Raw genomic sequence first — 16,786 nt, 5'->3', positions numbered from 1 at the left:
GTCCTCGCACCCCTGTTCGGTCTTGCCGGCATCGTGCATCCGACGTTCGTCTGGGGCGGCCGGCGCCTACCATTGGAACGACACGTTCGACGTCACTGTCATCGAAAGCGAGTAGAGCCCAGTCCTGTAGAGCCGGGTGTCACCTACTCCTCCAGGAGCCAGCCGAAGCGTTTCTCCCAGAACTCCTTTCCCGGCGGTTTCTTCGTGCGTCCGTCAGTCTTTGCCTCCCGAATCTGACGCTCGAGTACGTTTCGAGCGTCGTTGATCGCGTGCTTGGCTCCGTATCCCTCTCCGGAAGCGATGAACAGTCCACGATCAGTATACAGGCGAACGCGAGCGAGCAGTAACGACTGGCCGCGCCGCGTTTCGTCGTGCTCCTGCAAGTGGATCTTCGCGTCGAGGATGTTCATGCCGTGATCACGATCGTCGAACTTCTCGATCATCTCGACGATATCGTCGTACGAGAGGTCATCGATTAAGCTGGCCCCGTAAAGTTGCACGCCGCGATTGCCGCCGGCCTCCCAGGTGAGCGAATCGAGGACGTCGGTTTTCGTCACGATCCCGTGGGGCGAACCGTCGTCGGTCACGACGAGCGACGAAGCGTCGATATCGAACATCTTCTCGACGGTCGTTTCGAGCGTTTCGGACGGTTCAACGGTCCGAACTGGCGACGTCATGACGTCTCGAACCGGGAGATCGAGCATGCGTTCGCGTTCGCCTTCCCGTGCGCCGAATCCGCCGCGACGCGCGCGGGCCGTGCTCGAGGAAATTTCACCGCCGAAGGGGTCCACCCCGCCGGCGTCGCCGCCCTGACTCTGAACCTCGGCCCGGACCGTCAGGTCGGTGACGTCGTAGAGGCTCAGGATGCCAACCGCCGTCCCATCCTCGACGATAGGGAGGTGCGTAATTCGGTGCTCCCGGAACGTATTCAGTGCCTCGCCGAGACCCGATTCGGGGGTCAGCGAGAGCAGGTCAGTCGAGGCGGCCTCCGAAACCATCGCCGCGTCGAGGTTCGGTTTCACCGCCTCGAGGATGCTGTCGACAGTGACGACACCACACAACTCGCCGTCCTCGAAGACTGGCAATACCTGTGAATCGCTGTCAATCATCAACTGTGCGACTTTCCGAACGTCTTCGTCGGGCGCCAGCTGGGGAACGTGCCAGACCAGCGAGCCGAGTTTCTCGTTCGGTTGGCGGTGCGACGTAGCCAGTTGCCGCCGGGTGACGACGCCCTCGAACTCGTCGCCGCGAACGACGACGCCTCTCACGCCGGAATCTGCGAACGTCCCGACGAGTTTCGAGACGGTTGTGTCGGGCGTGTACTCAACGAACTCCTCCGAAACGATGGTGTCGATATTCATGGTGATTACGTGTATGGATCGGTTGTCTGACTGTACAGCAACAGGAGATCAGTCGTACGAGAGAGTTTGACAGCCAATGTCAAATACCCGGTGGTCGTTCCCACGTTTCAGGTATTTACGTTCGATCGTAAGACGAGGATATATGCGCTCACAGGACGTTCTGGCGAGATATCGTCTACATCTGGCAGCATTCGCACTCGCAATCCACGGACTCATTCATTTCCTCGGAATCGGGGCATACTTCGAAGTGATCCAGATGGCCGACCTTCCCTACAAGACGACACTGCTCGGTGGTGCCATTGACGTGGGTGATACGGGAATTCGGATCTTTGCCGTACTGACTGCCGTGGCGGGCATTGGGTTCATTATCTCGGCCGTCGGATTGGTGTCCGACTGGCGATACTGGCGGCCTCTATTGGTCGCAATAACAGTGTTTTCACTCGTCCTCACCACTCTCGATTGGACGGTCGCTTCGATGGGGACTCTGGCCAACCTGACAATTCTGGCTGTCCTCTTCGTCCAGCTGCGGCAAGCTTGATGATCCTGCTCAAGGTCGTACGAGTGCGATGAACTTCGACGAGTTCACCGGCGAGATACAGCATCGACTCGAGCTCCCGGACACTGGCCGGACGGTCCGGACGATCCGGGCTATACTCATGACGGTCGGCGAACGGATTCCTGAGGGCGCGGCCGCGGACCTCGCGGCGTCGCTTCCGATGGAAATCAAGTGGTACCTGACCGGCGCGGTCCAGGACCACGGCCAGCGGTTCGACTGGCAGGAGTTCGTCTCGCGGGTCAACGATCGCGAGGGTGATCGGACCGATCGCTCGGAGGCCGCTTACCACGCCCGGGTCATCGTCGACTTCGTGGCGTCGCAGGTGCCACCGTCGGATTTCCAACAGCTTCGAGATCAATTACCCGAGAGCGCGGACGACGGGAACTGGGGCGAACTGTTCGCGGTGGTCGATAGCGGCGGCTGGGGCGACGCCCAGGAAGCCCAGACCGGCGGTGGGCCACAACACGAGTCCGAAGCCGGCCCCGATTCCGGATCGAGCGGCGTCGAACCGGTCGACGAGACCGAAGAGTGATCCCCACGAGCACGGATCGCTACCGACTGTCGCTTTCTGTCTCCGAGAGGCGGCGCCCGATCGCATCGGCGCTGACGAGCGCGTCACGAACGTTGTCGGGCGACACCGGGAACGGTTCGTTGTGGATCGTCTCCTCGTCGGCACAGGCTGCGTCCGCGACGACTGCGAGGTCCTCGCTCGACGGGTCGTCGAGTCCGATTTCGGCTAGCGTGGTCGGCAGCCCGACCGAGGACGCGAAGCCTGCCACATCCTCGACGAACGCATCGTCGTGACCCTCGAGGACGAGTTGCGCGATCGTGCCGATCGTCACTTTCTCGCCGTAGGTCGCATCGTGGGTCGCCTCGAGTTGATATCGACGCCGCACTCGAGTAGCACGAATTCCGTCGCGATATATAGTAGCCACTGAAAGTCAGTTCATACCCAATCACACAACTGTCGTGCGATTGCTGTGTGAACAGTTTCAGTTGTTACTATTGCCCGAAGGCCTCTCGAACGGGTCTCGCCGACCCGGTTGGAGGTTAGTACCGGTCGAAGTACCTGTCCTGAACCTTCACGAAGACGGCCATCAACAGGGCAAAGACCGCGGCTGCGATCGCGATCTGGGCCCAATGGACGAGTGCGAGCGGTTCGACGTCGAACAGCAGTTGCCCGGTCGGCGTGTAGAGGACGAGCAACTGCAACGTTACGGCGACGGCGACTGCGAGCACGAGCCAATTGTTCGAGAAGAGTCCGAGCCCGTACCGGTACCGAATCGCCTGAATTCGGACGATCTCGAAGACGACGAATCCGGTAAAGACCACCGTCTGAGCAAGTCCGCGCCCCACTTCGTAGTCGGGACTCCAGCCGACGAGTGCGGCGGTCACATCGTATCCCGGGACTAGTTCGCCGTAGAAGTTGAGGGTAAACAGCGGCAACAGACAGACTGTCATAAAGAGCGCGATGCCGACGATGGACGTGATGATCCGGTCGGTGATGACGCCTTCGTCGGGCGGGCGTGGCTCTCGGTCCATGACGTCGTCTGCGGCCGGATCGACGCCCATCGTCAGCGCGGGAATGCCATCGGTGACGACGTTGATCCAGAGCACTTGGATCGGCGTAATCACGAGTCCCAGGCCCGCCAGCGTCCCCGTGAAAATCATCGTCACCTCCCCGCCGTTACCTGACAACAGATAGTTGACGAACTTGCGAACGTTGTCGAAGATGCGCCGGCCGCCCCTAACCGCGTCCCGAATCGTCGCGAAATTGTCGTCCAGCAGGACGATGTCGGAGGCTTGTTCCGTGACGTCCGTCCCGCGAACCCCCATAGCGACACCAACGTCTGCGTTCTTGACTGCTGGCGCGTCGTTGACGCCGTCTCCCGTCATCGCCACCGTGTGCCCTTTCTGCTGGAGCGTCTGGAGAATACGCGTCTTGTGTTCCGGCGACGTTCGGGCGAAGATATCGACGTCGTCGACCACCTCCCGCAACGTCTCGTCTCCCATCTCCTCGAGTTCGGGTCCCGCAATCACTGTTGCCGAGCGGAGTCCGACCTCCTCACCGACTGCCCGCGCAGTGATCGCGTTGTCGCCTGTGATCATCACGACGTTGATCCCAGCGTCGAGACAGCCCGCAAGCGCGTCCGTCACCTCGGGTCGAGGCGGATCGATCATTCCCTGCAACCCAAGAAAGACCATCTCCTGCTCGACATCCTCGTCTGGATCCTGCGCCTGCGAATCAGGAACGTCGGGTCGGTACGCAAACCCCATCACGCGCAACGCGTCCGCCGCGAACCCCTCATTTTGGGTCTCGATCTCCGTGCGCTGTTCATCCGTGAGAGAGACGGTCTCGCCGTCGACGAGTTCCCGATTACAGTGATTGAGGACGGTCTCTGGTGCGCCTTTCATGTAGGCGACCGTCCCGCTGTCAGGCGTCTCGTGGACGGTCGTCATTCGTTTGCGAGCCGAAGTAAACTCGACCTCCCCGATTCGGGGGTACCTTCCAGTCAGATCTCGGTGATCGAACCCAGCTTTCTGGGCGGCGACGAACAGTGCGATTTCGGTTGGATCGCCGAGGTAGGTACGCTCTTGGTCGGCGGACTCGTCTGTCGTAGACCCGTCGCGTTCACGGATGCCGATGTCGACGTTGTTACAGAGCATCCCACAGTGCAGTACCTTGGCGACCCTGTCGGTGTCGACTGGCTCGTCGTCCTGTAGAAACTCCCCGTCGGTGTCGTAGCCGGTCCCGGTCACTGTGTAGGTTTCACGGTTGGCGACGATCCGCTGGACGGTCATCTCCTCCTCGGTGAGTGTACCGGTCTTGTCCGTACAGATTACGTCGACCGAGCCAAGCGCCTCGACGATCGGAAGCCTGCGAACGAGAGCATTCTGGTCGGCCATCCGGCGCGCCCCGAGCGCGAGCGAGAGCGTGACGACCGCCGGAAGCCCCTCAGGGACCGCCGAAACCGCGATGCCGACCGCCGTCAGGAAGACCTGCAGCGGCGGTGTGTCGCCGATTACCAGCTCGGTGATCGCGATGATCGAGACGATGCCGATGACCCCGAGCGCGATGAGTTTGCCCAGCCGGTCCATCTCCGCCTGGAACGGCGTATCGCGCTCTTCGGCTTCCTCGAGGGCCGTCGCGATCTGCCCGATTTCGGACTCGGGGCCGGTCTCGACGACAACCGCCATCCCGGAGCCGCGCTCGACGACAGTATCCTTGTACAGCATGTTCTCGCGCTCGGCCAGTGAGGTGTCCTCGTCGACCCGACCGACTGCCTTCGAAACGCCGACGCTCTCGCCGGTCAGGGCCGCCTCGTCGACGCTCAGGTTCGACTCGTCGACGATCCGGGCGTCGGCGGGGACGATGTCGCCGGACTCGACGAATATAACGTCGCCGGGCACAACGTTCGTCGCGTCGATTTCGGTCTTCTCGCCGCTGCGTCTGACCAGCGCGTAGGTCGTCGACATCTCCTTTAGCGCCTGAATGCTCTGTTCGGCACGATAGTCCTGCAAGAAGCCGAAGGCGGTGATGAACAGGACGACACCCGCAATGACCCCAGCATCGATCACGTGGCCAACCGCTGCCATCACCGCCGCGGCGACGATCAACACCCAGATTAGCGCTGGCTTGAACTGCTCGACGAAGATTTGAAGTGGCGAAATTCCCTCCTCGGCTTCGATCTTGTTGGCCCCCTCGTACTCGAGACGCTCGCGTGCTTCAGCAAGATTTAGTCCTTCAGCCGAGGTCTCGAGACCGTCGTAGATCTCCTCGATCGGTCGCGAGTGCCAGTTCGTCGTGGCGTCAGGGTCGGCTCCCATTCGCGCTCGATCTCGGTGTTGATTCTGCTCTGGGCGTGACACGTGTACAATTTCGATTCGAATTGGTTCGTAGTCGCTTCTCGCGTTCGTCACTTGGTTGGGTCGACCGAGCGGCGATCAACTCACGGTGTGAACTTGACGGACCAGTCGCCGGTAGCTCCCCGTTGGGCCTCGACGACGACCGTCAGCTGTGATCGATTGCTCTCACACCGCCGGTCACCGGGTAACAGTCCTGTGGCTCAAGCGACGCTGCGATCGACGACGACTTGCGGAGGCCTTCGACATTGATCTCCACGTGGCATCTAACCCGATTGTCAGATACATCGGCGACGAAGTTCCATGCGTCGTCGACATCTACTTCACACGATGACGGCGTCGTGTCCTCGAGTGCCTGGTGTGAGGTCGCCGTGCCTAATTCGTTCGTCGACCAGTAGGGGAGAGGACCGACTTCACTACTGACTATGCCTGCACGCTGAACGGTCATGCGGCGACCCTACGATGATTCGATTCTTAATACCCCCAGCAACGAGTCCCTATTCTGACTGTTGGCGATTCACGATGTATCTGTTCGAAGCCCTGGAACAGGGCCACGATATCCTTACTGATGCAGCAGCTATCGCGACAGATTACGATCGTGAGACAAATACCGAAATCATCACTGAACACCCCACCACGAAATCGTCAGACAGGCCAAAGAGGCGACCGACGACACGATCGTCATCGGCAGTCACGGTCGAGAGGAAATTGCATCGGCGTACGAAACACACGATGTCGAGGTGGCCAGTGCCGTTCGGCGCGGTCATCCAGCTCACGGCATCGTCGCGTATGCCGAGGACAACGATATCATCCTCGGACGAACGGGCCGAACGGGTGTGATGCGGCTGATGGGAAGTACGGCTGATCGGGTTGTCCGATCGACTTCGATACCGGTCATCGTCATTCCGGAACCAAGCGATGACAGCTAACGGCGAACCCGCAGTGTAGTCTGTCGTTCGAATGCATCTCACCGGTGGATGGCTTTACGAGCGTTCGTGGCGAATACCGAAACGATGTCACGATCGATCCTCGTTCCACACGACGGCTCGTCGAACGCGCAGGCTGCGTTCAAGTATGCTCTCGATACTTTCCCGAACGCCCAGATCATTCTCTTTCACGCGATCGATCCGTTCGAGGTGACGCCTGCTGACGAGCAGTTACCGGCGTTGACCGACGAATGGCTAGACGACCAGCGTTCGCGAGCGGCGCAACTCTTCGAGGACGCGCGGGGAGACCTCGGAGACGAGTACGAGACGGTCGACCTCGAGAACCACGTCGAGACCGAGACGGGAATTGGCTCACCGGCCCAGACTATCGTCGCCGCCGTCGACGGCACTGACGCGGATCAGATCGTGATGGGAAGCAAAGGGCGGAGCGGCGCACCCGGGGCGCGAATGGGGAGTACGGCCGAACTCGTCGTCAAGCGCGTGGATGTTCCGGTGACGATCGTGCGCTAACGCTACCAGTCGTGGTGCCTGTCACACGTCCTCAGCACGAACGACAGTAACTACAACTGGTGATCTCCGGACGACAATCTCGGCGACGCTTCCGAGAAGCAATCTCGTCGTCCCCGTTCGGCCGTGACTCCCCATGATAATCTGATCGACGTCGTTCTTCTCGGCATACTCGACGATTTCACGCGACGGGTCCCCAGTAACACCGTCAGTCTCGAAATCCCCGTCGTAGTCCGTTGCTACCTCGCGGGCTGTATCGAAAATCTGTTCTTCTTCTTCGTTCGCTCGTTCGTACCACTCTTCGGAGCCGTGAATCGGTTCGTTTCGCATGTCGACCTCGGTTGCGGAACTGTATCCTGGATCAGACGGATCGAGGATGTGAAGTGCGACGATAGAGGCGTCGTCGTACTCGTCACATGCGAACTCGAGCGCCTGAATCGACAACGGCGAACCATCGATGGGAACGAGAAGGTTGCGAGCCATCGTTTACTCGTATCGCTCCCAGTGATAAAATGCTATCTGGAGGGGGGAGTCTCCGAGCGAACGCTCGTCGGTGGTATCGGCTGCTTGGAATACGGTTCGCACGATTGGGAGCAATCGCGCCAGACAGACGTTGACGTCATACAAATCGACGCTCGACGATCCATTCGTTTCTTGGCGTATCGGTGCGTTCGGGATTTATGTATCTTCGTGACTGACTTGAGAACGAATCGCATTCGAGTAGAGAGACTGGGTATCGAATTCACTGGTATCGGTACCGTCACGCCAGTCAATCTTGTGACCACACATCCACAGACTATGAATTACAAAGAATTTACCGGGCAGGTTCAGCACAGACTAGAATACGCCCACTTCGGACAGGCAGTCCAAGCGACTCGAGCCGTGTTGACAACCCTCGGCGAACGGCTGTACGAAGGAAAGGCAATGGATCTCGCGAGTCCCCTGCTGATGGAAATCGATTGGTATCTGACCGAAGCCGAACACGGGCAGCGCTTCGACTATCAGGAGTTTCTCGATTGCGTCGCAAACCGCACGAATGTCGATCGATCCGATGCCAACTATCACGCCCAACAGAGAGCCCCAATCGTCGCCGAGATCGTTCCAGCGGACAACATCGAGAAAGCCGATGGACAACTCCCTGACGATTATGATCGGCTGTTCGAGCTAATCGACAAAACCGAGACGTGAGCGGAACGAATTCGGATAACTACGACACTGCGCATCGGTTGACATCGAATGATCTGCCGTCCACACCACCGGGGCCGATCGCTCGCGTACCGCGACCGAAAACCGACGCCCGTGACTGGTACGATGCGTTGAGCGACTGGTACGACATCGTCGCTGATCCGTTCGAGGCACCCGCACGATCGGTTGGACTAGACGTACTCGAGGCCACGCCGGGCGAACGCGTTCTCGACGTCGGCTGTGGCACCGGCAGTGCACTCCTCGAGCTTTCGCGGGCCGTTGCTCCCGACGGCCTTGCCATCGGGCTCGACCTCGCACCCGGGATGTGTCAGACTGCGCGGGATCGGCTCACGGCGGCCGATCTCGAGCCGGACATCGTCCAGGGAGACGGGGCCACGCTTCCGTTCGCGGACGGAGTCTTTGACGCTCTCTTCGCAAGTTTTGTGCTCGAACTCTTCGACACGCCCGCGGTCCGACCGGTCCTGTCAGAGTGGAGCCGCGTGCTCGCCTCCGATGGTCGCCTTTGTATCGTCTCGCTGTCCCGACGGCGGGCCGGACCCGTGACATGGCTGTACGAAGCAGTTCATGAACGCCTCCCGACGCACGTCGACTGCCGGCCGATCTACCTCAGGGAAACGCTGCTCGAAGCCGGGTTCGTGGTCCACGATCACCGGGAGATATCCGCCTGGGGACTTCCCGTCGAAGTCGTCCACTGTGAGATCCCGTAGCGAACGGATTGACGCGTTTCGTCGGCCAGAAATTCGTCGAATCGTTACTGAACGCGACAGACTCGTGTTCCTGCGGACTGGTGTACGTCAGTTCCGGTGCAACCGCCGGGCAGTCGCGGTCACGGAGCACGGTCGTCGTCTCGGGAACAATCGTCGTCGAAACCGGCGCTCGGCGGACGACGGCCTCGCTCACGCGGCCAAGAAACGAGCGCGTAATCGGCGATTCGCCATGGGTTTCCATCACGATGTGGTCGATGTCGGTATTCGCGACCGGGAGAATCTCCGTGTGTGGCCTCCCAGTTCGCAGGAATGTCTGGAGTTTACTCCGGCGAGCGTGGCTCGCCCAACCCGATGTACCCCAACGACAGAGATAAATCCAGACCCCTTTTCTCGGGACACTCTCGGTCATCGGCCTCAAGCACAGCCCGCGTACTCTCGGCGGTATTGCACAACAACGCGCGGACGTCCGTCAAGAGCTCGCTCGGGACATACCGTCGAATCCATGAGATGTTCTGTGATGATCTCATAGCCGATCTCACGGAAGCTGACATCGATTTCGTCGTGATAGGGACGTATTGATGAAATGGAATTCCGCGGTATCTGCTGGAGTGTCACCGAAAAAGCGCTCAGGACGGTCCCCGTTCCGATGATTGCTATCAGGAAAGCGACACTATCTCATTACATCGCATTTCAATCGGATTGAGCAGTCGACAGCAGTACGCCCGTCCTCCCAAAGCGACTTGACGCCAGTAGCGTCTGTCACCTCACCAATTGTTATCCGATAGGCCATGGTACGCAGGGGTCATGGTTGACTTACGACCAAACGTCCTCTTGATCCACGCTCACGATCTCGGGCGCTACCTCGGCTGTTACGGCGTCGATATCGAAACACCTCGGATCGATTCGCTCGCTGCGGACGGTGCACTGTTCGAACGCCACTTCGCGACTGCGCCACAGTGTTCGCCGAGTCGCGGCAGCCTCATAACTGGTCGTGTCCCTCACGTCAATGGTCTGATGGGGCTCGCTCACGGCGACTGGGAACTCCACGAGGACGAACGAATCTTGCCCCAGTATCTCACCGATGTCGGCTACGAAACGCACCTGTTCGGGCTCCAGCATATCACGCAAAATACGGATCGACTCGAGTACGATCGCGTCCACTCGGAGGGGAACCTCTATCCGGGTGTCTCGCCCGCGGTTCACCAGGCGAATCGTGCCCGCAACGTTTCGGCAGTCGTCTCGTCGTTTCTCGATGCATCGGCGTACGAGGAACCGTTTTTCGCGTCGATCGGGTTCTTCGAGTGTCACCGAGTCGAGGCTGACGACGGTCGATTCGGGTTCGACGCCGAGTACTACAAGGCCGACGATCCGGACGCGGTCCGACCGCTCCCGTACCTTCCGGATCGACGAGGCGTTCGCCACGACCTCGCGGAAATGCGCGGGATGGTGTACGCCATCGACGACGCCGTCGGAACGATTCTCGACGCGCTAGCCGAGAACGGTCTCGACGAGGAGACGCTTGTGCTCTTGACGACCGAACACGGGATCGCGTTCCCGCGTGCGAAAGGAACCTGCTATGACGCGGGAATCGAAGCGGCGCTCATTATGTGCTATCCGGGGGTTATCGATGCTGATGAACGATACGACGAACTCATCAGTAATGTCGATGTCTTGCCGACGATTCTCGATCTCACCGGGATCGAGATTCCCGAGATAGTTGACGGAAAAAGTTTTGTCAGTCTGATCACCGATCGCGACGAAACGTACGTCGAGCGGGACCGAATTTTCGCCGAGATGACCTGGCACGATATGTACAATCCGGTTCGGGCCGTTCGAACGGATCGATACAAGTACGTCCGGAGCTTCTGGCATCTTCCCACCGTCTACCTGCCGACGGACGTGTTTGCCAGTGAATCCGGCCGCGAGGTCCGCGAAACCGACGGCGTCCCGCCGCGCCAGTACGAGGAGTTGTACGACCTCCACGATGCACCCCAGGAGGATGACAACGTCGTGTACGAACCCCGCTATCAGGACATTCGACAGGAACTCTCGCGGGAACTCTACGAGTGGATGGACGCGACCGACGATCCGCTCCTTGACGGTCCCGTCCTGCCAGGCGACTACGACGGTATTCAGTCGTGGCCGCACGAATCGGCGTAGCCACGGATCGGTTCCCAAAAGGGTGTCATAGAAGAGTTCGCACAGAATTGATTCTGTCCTCCCCCTCCGATAAAAGTCGAGGCCAGTAGAACTGTAAACTGAACGCTGATGTTATAACACCTTCTTCCCCAAACCAACATTTTGGTATCGGTCACCTTCTGTGCTCTAGAGGCGGAGTCGTCGGTGGATTCTCGTTTTAGCCGAAGCTACTCGACAGACGAATACTCACTGTTCACGTTCAGCGTCCCTGACTCCAGGACGAGGTGACGTGTCGCCCGTAGACAGAGTCGTTCTGGAATAGATATGCCATGTCGTTCTCGCTTTCGATTCAGCTCTCGCTCTCGTTCTCGCGCCCCTTCGCGACCGCGAGCTCGAGAAGGAAACTCGACGACGAGACAATGTCGCCGATCCCAACCGTCCCTACAGGATCCTCGACGACTCGATTAGGACAGGCGGCGACCGTTGGAGTGTAGAGGACGCCGTCATCGGCCGTCTCGTCAAGGTGGTCCGCGAGGAGTTCGATCGCCACCCGACCCTTCGCTGACGGTTCGTACTCCAGGCCAGTCTCGAGATCGCCGGGAGACGTAATGTCACCCAACGCGGCCTTCGTCGCGGCGTTGACGGCGGCAAACTCTAGCCCGCGCTCGACCGCCTCGGAAGGAAAATACGAGTCCATCACGGAGAGGTGATACTCCATCGCATGGAGTCGGAGACAGTCGACGCCGAGTTCGGCCCGGAGCGCGTCGAGCATGCGGTAGTGAGTGAGGATTTCGTCGGGCTCGAACGGGGTGTCTTCCGTCGGTTCCTTGTCGACGACCTCGAGGTCAGCGTCGTCGTGGAGGAGATTGAGTTCGTGCGTGTCCGCACCGATGACGTTCGCTTCCGGGAGGATCCACTTGTAGATGCTCTCACGGAGGTCGGCGTCGTGTGTCACGGCGTACTCGATGTGGACTTTCAAATCGTCCTCGCTCCCCGATCGGAGTCTCCGAATGACCTCTCGGGCATGGCGGTGTGCCTGTTCGTAGCCCTCTTCGACGTGGTCGGGCGTAAGGTTGTGGTAACCGGCCAGCAACGCCCCGTCGACGACGTCGCCGACCTGATCGACGTGCGTGTCGAGGTCGCCGGCGACGAGGTCGAACTCCGGGGGCCTCGAGGCAGCGATGAACCGGGTATCTTCGGTCGCCGTGACGTCAAAGAGCTCGTCGCCGGTCCTGAACTCGAACACCCAGTTGATTTTCGTTCGGTTCGTGTTGACGGCCTCCTGAAGCGGTACGGAGTCCACCTCACCGTCCTCGACCATCGGGTACGCCACTGCGTCGGGATGATCGAACATCGTGAGTTGCCTGTCTGAAAGCAGGTACGTGTACGTGACCGGCGACGCTCCCAGCGAGGAGACGAGGTTGGTCATGATCCCCGTCTGGCCGCCCATCTGCTGGCTGTCGGGTTCGAATTCTGCTTCAAGGATGGCCGCGAATTCGTCCGTCATCGCGACTTCGTCGCCTCGTCCAGCCACCATCGTGTGCGTAATCGCCGTCGCAAGGTCCCGTTTCGACGCCAGCGGACTTGACGGGTGGCGTTCGCCGGGTTCTGGCGGTCGCTCGAGGAACGCCTCCACGTCCTCGTCGACCCGGACGATTGCGTCGACGTTAGCGTTGTACGCGACGAACACCGGCAGACCGTCTAGCGCTCGGATATCGGACTCTAGCTGGGCGTGATCGTCCACCATGATACGGGGTGCTCCCAGTCCCAGAGAGTTAATGCTATCTTCTATAAAATTGTTTGTGGTGGGTCAGTCGCAAGATCGGATCCCGGTCCGTCGTTCCGGAGTCGAGTGCACCCAGGGGAGCGTCGGCGATAAACCGTCGGCGCGGCTAGCGCTCGCCCGTTGCTACGCGGACCCCAGTTCCGCCCCCTGCAACTTATTTTCGTCCGCGTGGTCAGCACTGCAGAGCGATGGGAGGAGATACATTCATCAGGCGGTTAGTGGACGTGAGTAGCGAGGACACGGGGGTCGTCGGCGGAAAGAGCGCGAACCTCGGCGAACTCGCTGGCCTCGACGTGCCCGTGTTACCGGGATTCACGACGACGGCCGGCGCGTACGACTACTACGTTGAACGGACGGGCATCCGCGAGGAGATCGAGTCGGAACTCGCCGGGGTAGACCCCGAGAACGTCGCCGACCTACAGCAGCGCGGCGAGCGGGTGCGAGCCCTGATTTCGGATGCGGAGATGCCAGCGGAACTTGAATCCGCGATCGTCGATCAGTACGAGGAACTGGCAGACCGGATCGAGATCGACGAGCCGGACGTCGCCGTCAGGAGTTCCGCGACTGCCGAGGATCTGCCGGATGCCTCCTTCGCGGGGCAACAGGAGACGTTCCTGAACGTTTCGGGGACGACGGAACTGCTCGAATCGATCAAACATTGCTTCGCCTCGCTGTTTACCGATCGGGCGATCGTCTACCGCGAGAACAACGACTTCGATCACCTCGACGTGAAACTCGCCTGTACCGTCCAGAAGATGGGGCGGGCCGATCTGGCGTCCTCGGGGGTGTTGTTCACCCTCGATCCCGACACCGGCTTCGACGAGGTCGTCGTCATCGAAGCGGCCTACGGGTTCGGCGAGCCGGTCGTCCAGGGCGTGGTCGATCCCGACAGATACGTCGTCTTCAAGCCGACTACCGGCATCGTCGAGAAGCAACTCGGCGGGAAGACCCAGCGCATGGTGCGGCGCAACGGCGGCACGAAGCTCGAGTCGGTCCCGGACGACGAACAGGGTGAGTTCGCCCTTTCGGACGGCCGAATCCGAGAGCTCACGACGTACGCAACTCGCATCGAAGAGCACTTCGACGCCCCGCAGGACATCGAGTGGCTCATCGATGGACAGCTCGAAGAACTGTTCGTTGTCCAGGCCCGGCCAGAGACGGTCCACGGGGCGACCGAGGGGAACGTCCTCCGAACGTACAGTCTCGAGGAAACCGACGAGGAGATCTTTGACGGGATCGCGATCGGCAACGCCGTGGCGAGCGGCCCTGTCCGCGTCCTCGAAGACCACCGCGAGATGGACCGCGTCGAGGACGGCGATGTCCTCGTCACGGAGATGACCGACCCGGACTGGGTCCCCGTGATGAAGAAGGCGAGCGCCATCGTGACCGATCGGGGCGGGAAGACGTCCCATGCAGCGATCGTCTCGCGCGAACTCGGCGTCCCCGCGATCGTTCGGACCGGCGACGCGACCGAGACGCTGATGAACGGCGACCCCGTGACGGTCGACTGTTCGACCGATGTCGGCCGGGTCTACGAGGGCGAACTCGAGTACGACGTCCGTGAGGAGGTGGTGGACGACCTCCCCGAGACCGACACCGAAGTCAAACTGATCCTCGGCGACCCTGCGCGAGCGTTCGCACTCTCGAACCTCCCCGTTGACGGCGTGGGATTGGCACGCGAGGAGTTCATCGTGACGTCCTACGTCGGCTATCACCCGCTGGAACTACTCGAGCGCGGCGAGGAGGAACGCTTCGTCGACGCGTTACGAACCGGCATCGCAAAGATCGGCGCCGCGTTCTATCCCGACGACGTCATCTTTCGGCTTAGCGACTTCAAGACCGACGAGTACCGCAACCTCGAGGGCGGCTGGAAGTACGAACCTGACGAGGACAACCCGATGATCGGCTGGCGGGGCGCCTCCCGGTACTACGACGAGGACTTTCGCGAGGCGTTCCGACTCGAGTGTGAGGCGCTGTGCCAGGTTCGCGAGGATGTTGGGCTGGACAACGTCACCGTGATGGTGCCGTTCTGTCGCACGCCCGAGGAGGGCGAACGCGTCCTCGAGTTGCTGGACGAGTACGGCCTTTCGCCGGACGAGATGGACGTATACGTAATGGCGGAACTGCCGTCGAACATCATCCTCGCGGATCGGTTCTCGGCGCTGTTCGACGGCTTTTCCATCGGGTCAAACGACCTCACACAGCTAACGCTCGGCGTCGACCGGAACTCAGAGCAACTCGCACCCTTGTTCGACGAGACTGATGAGTCGGTCATGCGATCGATTTCCTCACTAATTGAGGAGGCCCACCGACACGACCAGCCGGTCGGGATCTGTGGCGACGCGCCGTCGACGATACCCGAATACGTCGAGTTCCTGCTCGATACGGATATCGATTCGATCTCGGTATCGCCGGACGTCGCGGTCGAGACGTTGCTTACTGTCGCCGAACTCGAGGACGCGTGATCACGAGGACCCGATCACACGACGTCTGGAACCGTTCGTTCAGACGACACCAGGAACTAACACGAAGAATGTGTACGCAAGAATCGTCGACATCGTGGGTCCGACGATCCACATCGTGACGTACTTGATGATGGCCTCCGTTTTGAAGAGGTCGTCCGCCTCGAGGACGTCCTCGGGTTCGTCTTCTCCGATCGGCGGCACCTCGTCGAGTTCGTCCTCGGCGGTCAACGCCCCCATTACGATATCGGTGTCGGCTGTTCTGCCAGATAGCGCCTCGTGGGCAGCGACCGGTCTACTTGCACGCCCCCAGCCGAGGCCGACAATCGTGCCGACCGACGACAGCACGAGACTGATCGGGATTCCGATGGAGGAGAGGGCGGTGGTGATCGTCGCAGCCGTGAGCATGATGATCAGTGCAGCAAGAAGGGGGATGTCGCTAAGATCGCTCCCGACCGATTCCATTGTCCGACGGGCAATCGTGAACCCGCCGAGACCGATCGCGACTGTCGCGATGACGATTGCCGGTTCGGCCGTCAGTGCACCTCCGCTAACGAGCGGCGCGGCGGCGTTCGGGACGTTACTTGCACCCGCACTGAAGGCCATGTAACAGCCGAGGACGACGACGGCGGTCGTGCCGATGACCTCGCGCCAGGTCGTGTTCGGGCCGAGTGCGGGCGTCGCAAACTGGCCGTCACGATTGACGGCGAAGAGCGGACCGTCCGAGTTCTCGATCTGGACGCGCTGACTGAGCCCCGAGTAGATGTACCGGCCGATGATCGCACCGATCCAGAAGGCGAAGATCGGTGTGAAGATCCACCACGAGAGGATCCACGTGATGGTTTCGTAGTTGAGCGTGTCTGTCGCCAATCCAAGTCCCGCAATCGCCCCAACGGTCGTCATCGAGGTGGGTACGGGCACGCCGAATACGTTGGCGACGAGGATACCGAGACCGGTGAAAAAGAGCACGGCGACGCCGGCTGTGAGCGAAATCTCCATCGTGATGATCCCTTCGCTCAGCGTCTCCATCACGTTCCGGCCGACGGTCCAGCCGCCCAAAAAGACGAAGCCCGTCATGATACCCGCCGCCGTCACCTTCCTGATCAATCCCGCCCCCACGGCGGGCCCCCACGCAATCCCGGTCGACGATCCGCCGATGTTGAACCCGACAAAAATAGAGATGGCGACACCGATCACCAGAAGGGACTCGACCATCGGAGGATACTGACGGTACGAAGGCTGAAATAGGTA

Annotated in this window: 14 protein-coding genes and 1 pseudogene; 8 read left to right on the top strand and 7 right to left on the bottom strand. The window is 60.5% G+C overall.

The genetic code is table 11. The features are described from left to right. Positions 1-143 precede the first annotated feature (143 nt). A complete protein-coding gene (locus ACYQ14_RS19495) occupies positions 144-1,361 on the bottom strand; it encodes a CBS domain-containing protein (protein ID WP_459890618.1) in 1,218 nt (405 codons plus the stop codon). Between the two features lie 142 nt (positions 1,362-1,503). On the opposite strand from ACYQ14_RS19495, the gene ACYQ14_RS19490 reads away from it, so the two are divergent. Next, a complete protein-coding gene (locus ACYQ14_RS19490; protein ID WP_459890616.1) occupies positions 1,504-1,899 on the top strand; it encodes an ABC transporter permease in 396 nt (131 codons plus the stop codon). Positions 1,900-1,927: 28 nt separating this feature from the next. Further along, positions 1,928-2,449: a DUF2267 domain-containing protein gene (locus tag ACYQ14_RS19485; RefSeq protein ID WP_459890614.1), complete on the top strand. Its 522-nt coding sequence runs from the start codon at positions 1,928-1,930 to the stop codon at positions 2,447-2,449. A gap of 19 nt (positions 2,450-2,468) precedes the next feature. Here ACYQ14_RS19485 and ACYQ14_RS19480 read toward each other — a convergent pair. Together ACYQ14_RS19480 and ACYQ14_RS19475 are read right to left on the bottom strand one after the other, a co-directional pair. Then, a pseudogene (locus tag ACYQ14_RS19480) lies at positions 2,469-2,798 on the bottom strand (glycerol dehydrogenase); the annotation flags it as partial. Positions 2,799-2,967: 169 nt separating this feature from the next. Next, positions 2,968-5,745, bottom strand: coding sequence for a cation-translocating P-type ATPase (locus tag ACYQ14_RS19475; protein WP_459890612.1), 2,778 nt, complete (start codon positions 5,743-5,745; stop codon positions 2,968-2,970). A 677-nt stretch (positions 5,746-6,422) separates the two neighbouring features. On the opposite strand from ACYQ14_RS19475, the gene ACYQ14_RS19470 reads away from it, so the two are divergent. Both ACYQ14_RS19470 and ACYQ14_RS19465 read left to right on the top strand, forming a co-directional pair. Beyond that, positions 6,423-6,710 carry a universal stress protein gene (locus tag ACYQ14_RS19470; protein WP_459890735.1) on the top strand — a complete coding sequence of 96 codons (288 nt, stop codon included), beginning with the start codon at positions 6,423-6,425 and terminating at the stop codon, positions 6,708-6,710. Positions 6,711-6,794: 84 nt separating this feature from the next. Further along, complete coding sequence (locus ACYQ14_RS19465) at positions 6,795-7,238, top strand: universal stress protein (RefSeq protein WP_459890610.1); 444 nt, start codon at positions 6,795-6,797, stop codon at positions 7,236-7,238. 21 nt (positions 7,239-7,259) lie between these two features. Here ACYQ14_RS19465 and ACYQ14_RS19460 read toward each other — a convergent pair whose 3' ends face one another. After that, positions 7,260-7,718 (bottom strand): universal stress protein, encoded by a 459-nt coding sequence (locus ACYQ14_RS19460; RefSeq protein ID WP_459890608.1) that lies wholly within the window; start codon positions 7,716-7,718, stop codon positions 7,260-7,262. Between the two features lie 315 nt (positions 7,719-8,033). On the opposite strand from ACYQ14_RS19460, the gene ACYQ14_RS19455 reads away from it, so the two are divergent. Continuing rightward, positions 8,034-8,423: a DUF2267 domain-containing protein gene (locus ACYQ14_RS19455; protein ID WP_459890607.1), complete on the top strand. Its 390-nt coding sequence runs from the start codon at positions 8,034-8,036 to the stop codon at positions 8,421-8,423. A gap of 38 nt (positions 8,424-8,461) precedes the next feature. Further along, the gene (locus ACYQ14_RS19450; protein ID WP_459890605.1) at positions 8,462-9,148 is read left to right on the top strand and encodes a class I SAM-dependent methyltransferase; all 687 of its coding nucleotides are present in this window, start codon (positions 8,462-8,464) and stop codon (positions 9,146-9,148) included. On the opposite strand, the gene ACYQ14_RS19445 is transcribed toward ACYQ14_RS19450, so the two are convergent. Beyond that, positions 9,048-9,557 carry a universal stress protein gene (locus ACYQ14_RS19445; RefSeq protein WP_459890603.1) on the bottom strand — a complete coding sequence of 170 codons (510 nt, stop codon included), beginning with the start codon at positions 9,555-9,557 and terminating at the stop codon, positions 9,048-9,050. The two genes, ACYQ14_RS19450 and ACYQ14_RS19445, sit on opposite strands and share 101 nt — an antisense overlap. Before the next feature lie 395 nt (positions 9,558-9,952). On the opposite strand from ACYQ14_RS19445, the gene ACYQ14_RS19440 reads away from it, so the two are divergent. Continuing rightward, positions 9,953-11,308, top strand: a complete 1,356-nt coding sequence (locus ACYQ14_RS19440) for a sulfatase family protein (protein ID WP_459890601.1) — start codon at positions 9,953-9,955, stop codon at positions 11,306-11,308. A gap of 328 nt (positions 11,309-11,636) precedes the next feature. Here ACYQ14_RS19440 and ACYQ14_RS19435 read toward each other — a convergent pair whose 3' ends face one another. Beyond that, positions 11,637-13,034, bottom strand: a complete 1,398-nt coding sequence (locus ACYQ14_RS19435; protein ID WP_459890599.1) for an ADP-dependent glucokinase/phosphofructokinase — start codon at positions 13,032-13,034, stop codon at positions 11,637-11,639. Positions 13,035-13,261: 227 nt separating this feature from the next. On the opposite strand from ACYQ14_RS19435, the gene ppsA reads away from it, so the two are divergent. Further along, positions 13,262-15,538 carry a pyruvate, water dikinase gene (gene ppsA, locus ACYQ14_RS19430; protein WP_459890597.1) on the top strand — a complete coding sequence of 759 codons (2,277 nt, stop codon included), beginning with the start codon at positions 13,262-13,264 and terminating at the stop codon, positions 15,536-15,538. Between the two features lie 39 nt (positions 15,539-15,577). Here ppsA and ACYQ14_RS19425 read toward each other — a convergent pair whose 3' ends face one another. Then, the gene (locus ACYQ14_RS19425) at positions 15,578-16,750 is read right to left on the bottom strand and encodes an inorganic phosphate transporter (RefSeq protein ID WP_459890595.1); all 1,173 of its coding nucleotides are present in this window, start codon (positions 16,748-16,750) and stop codon (positions 15,578-15,580) included. Between the last annotated feature and the right edge of the window lie 36 nt (positions 16,751-16,786).

The sequence above is a fragment of the Halostagnicola bangensis genome (assembly GCF_054653435.1).
Note: the sequence above shows the minus strand (reverse complement) of the source record. Positions and strands in the feature narration are given on the sequence as shown.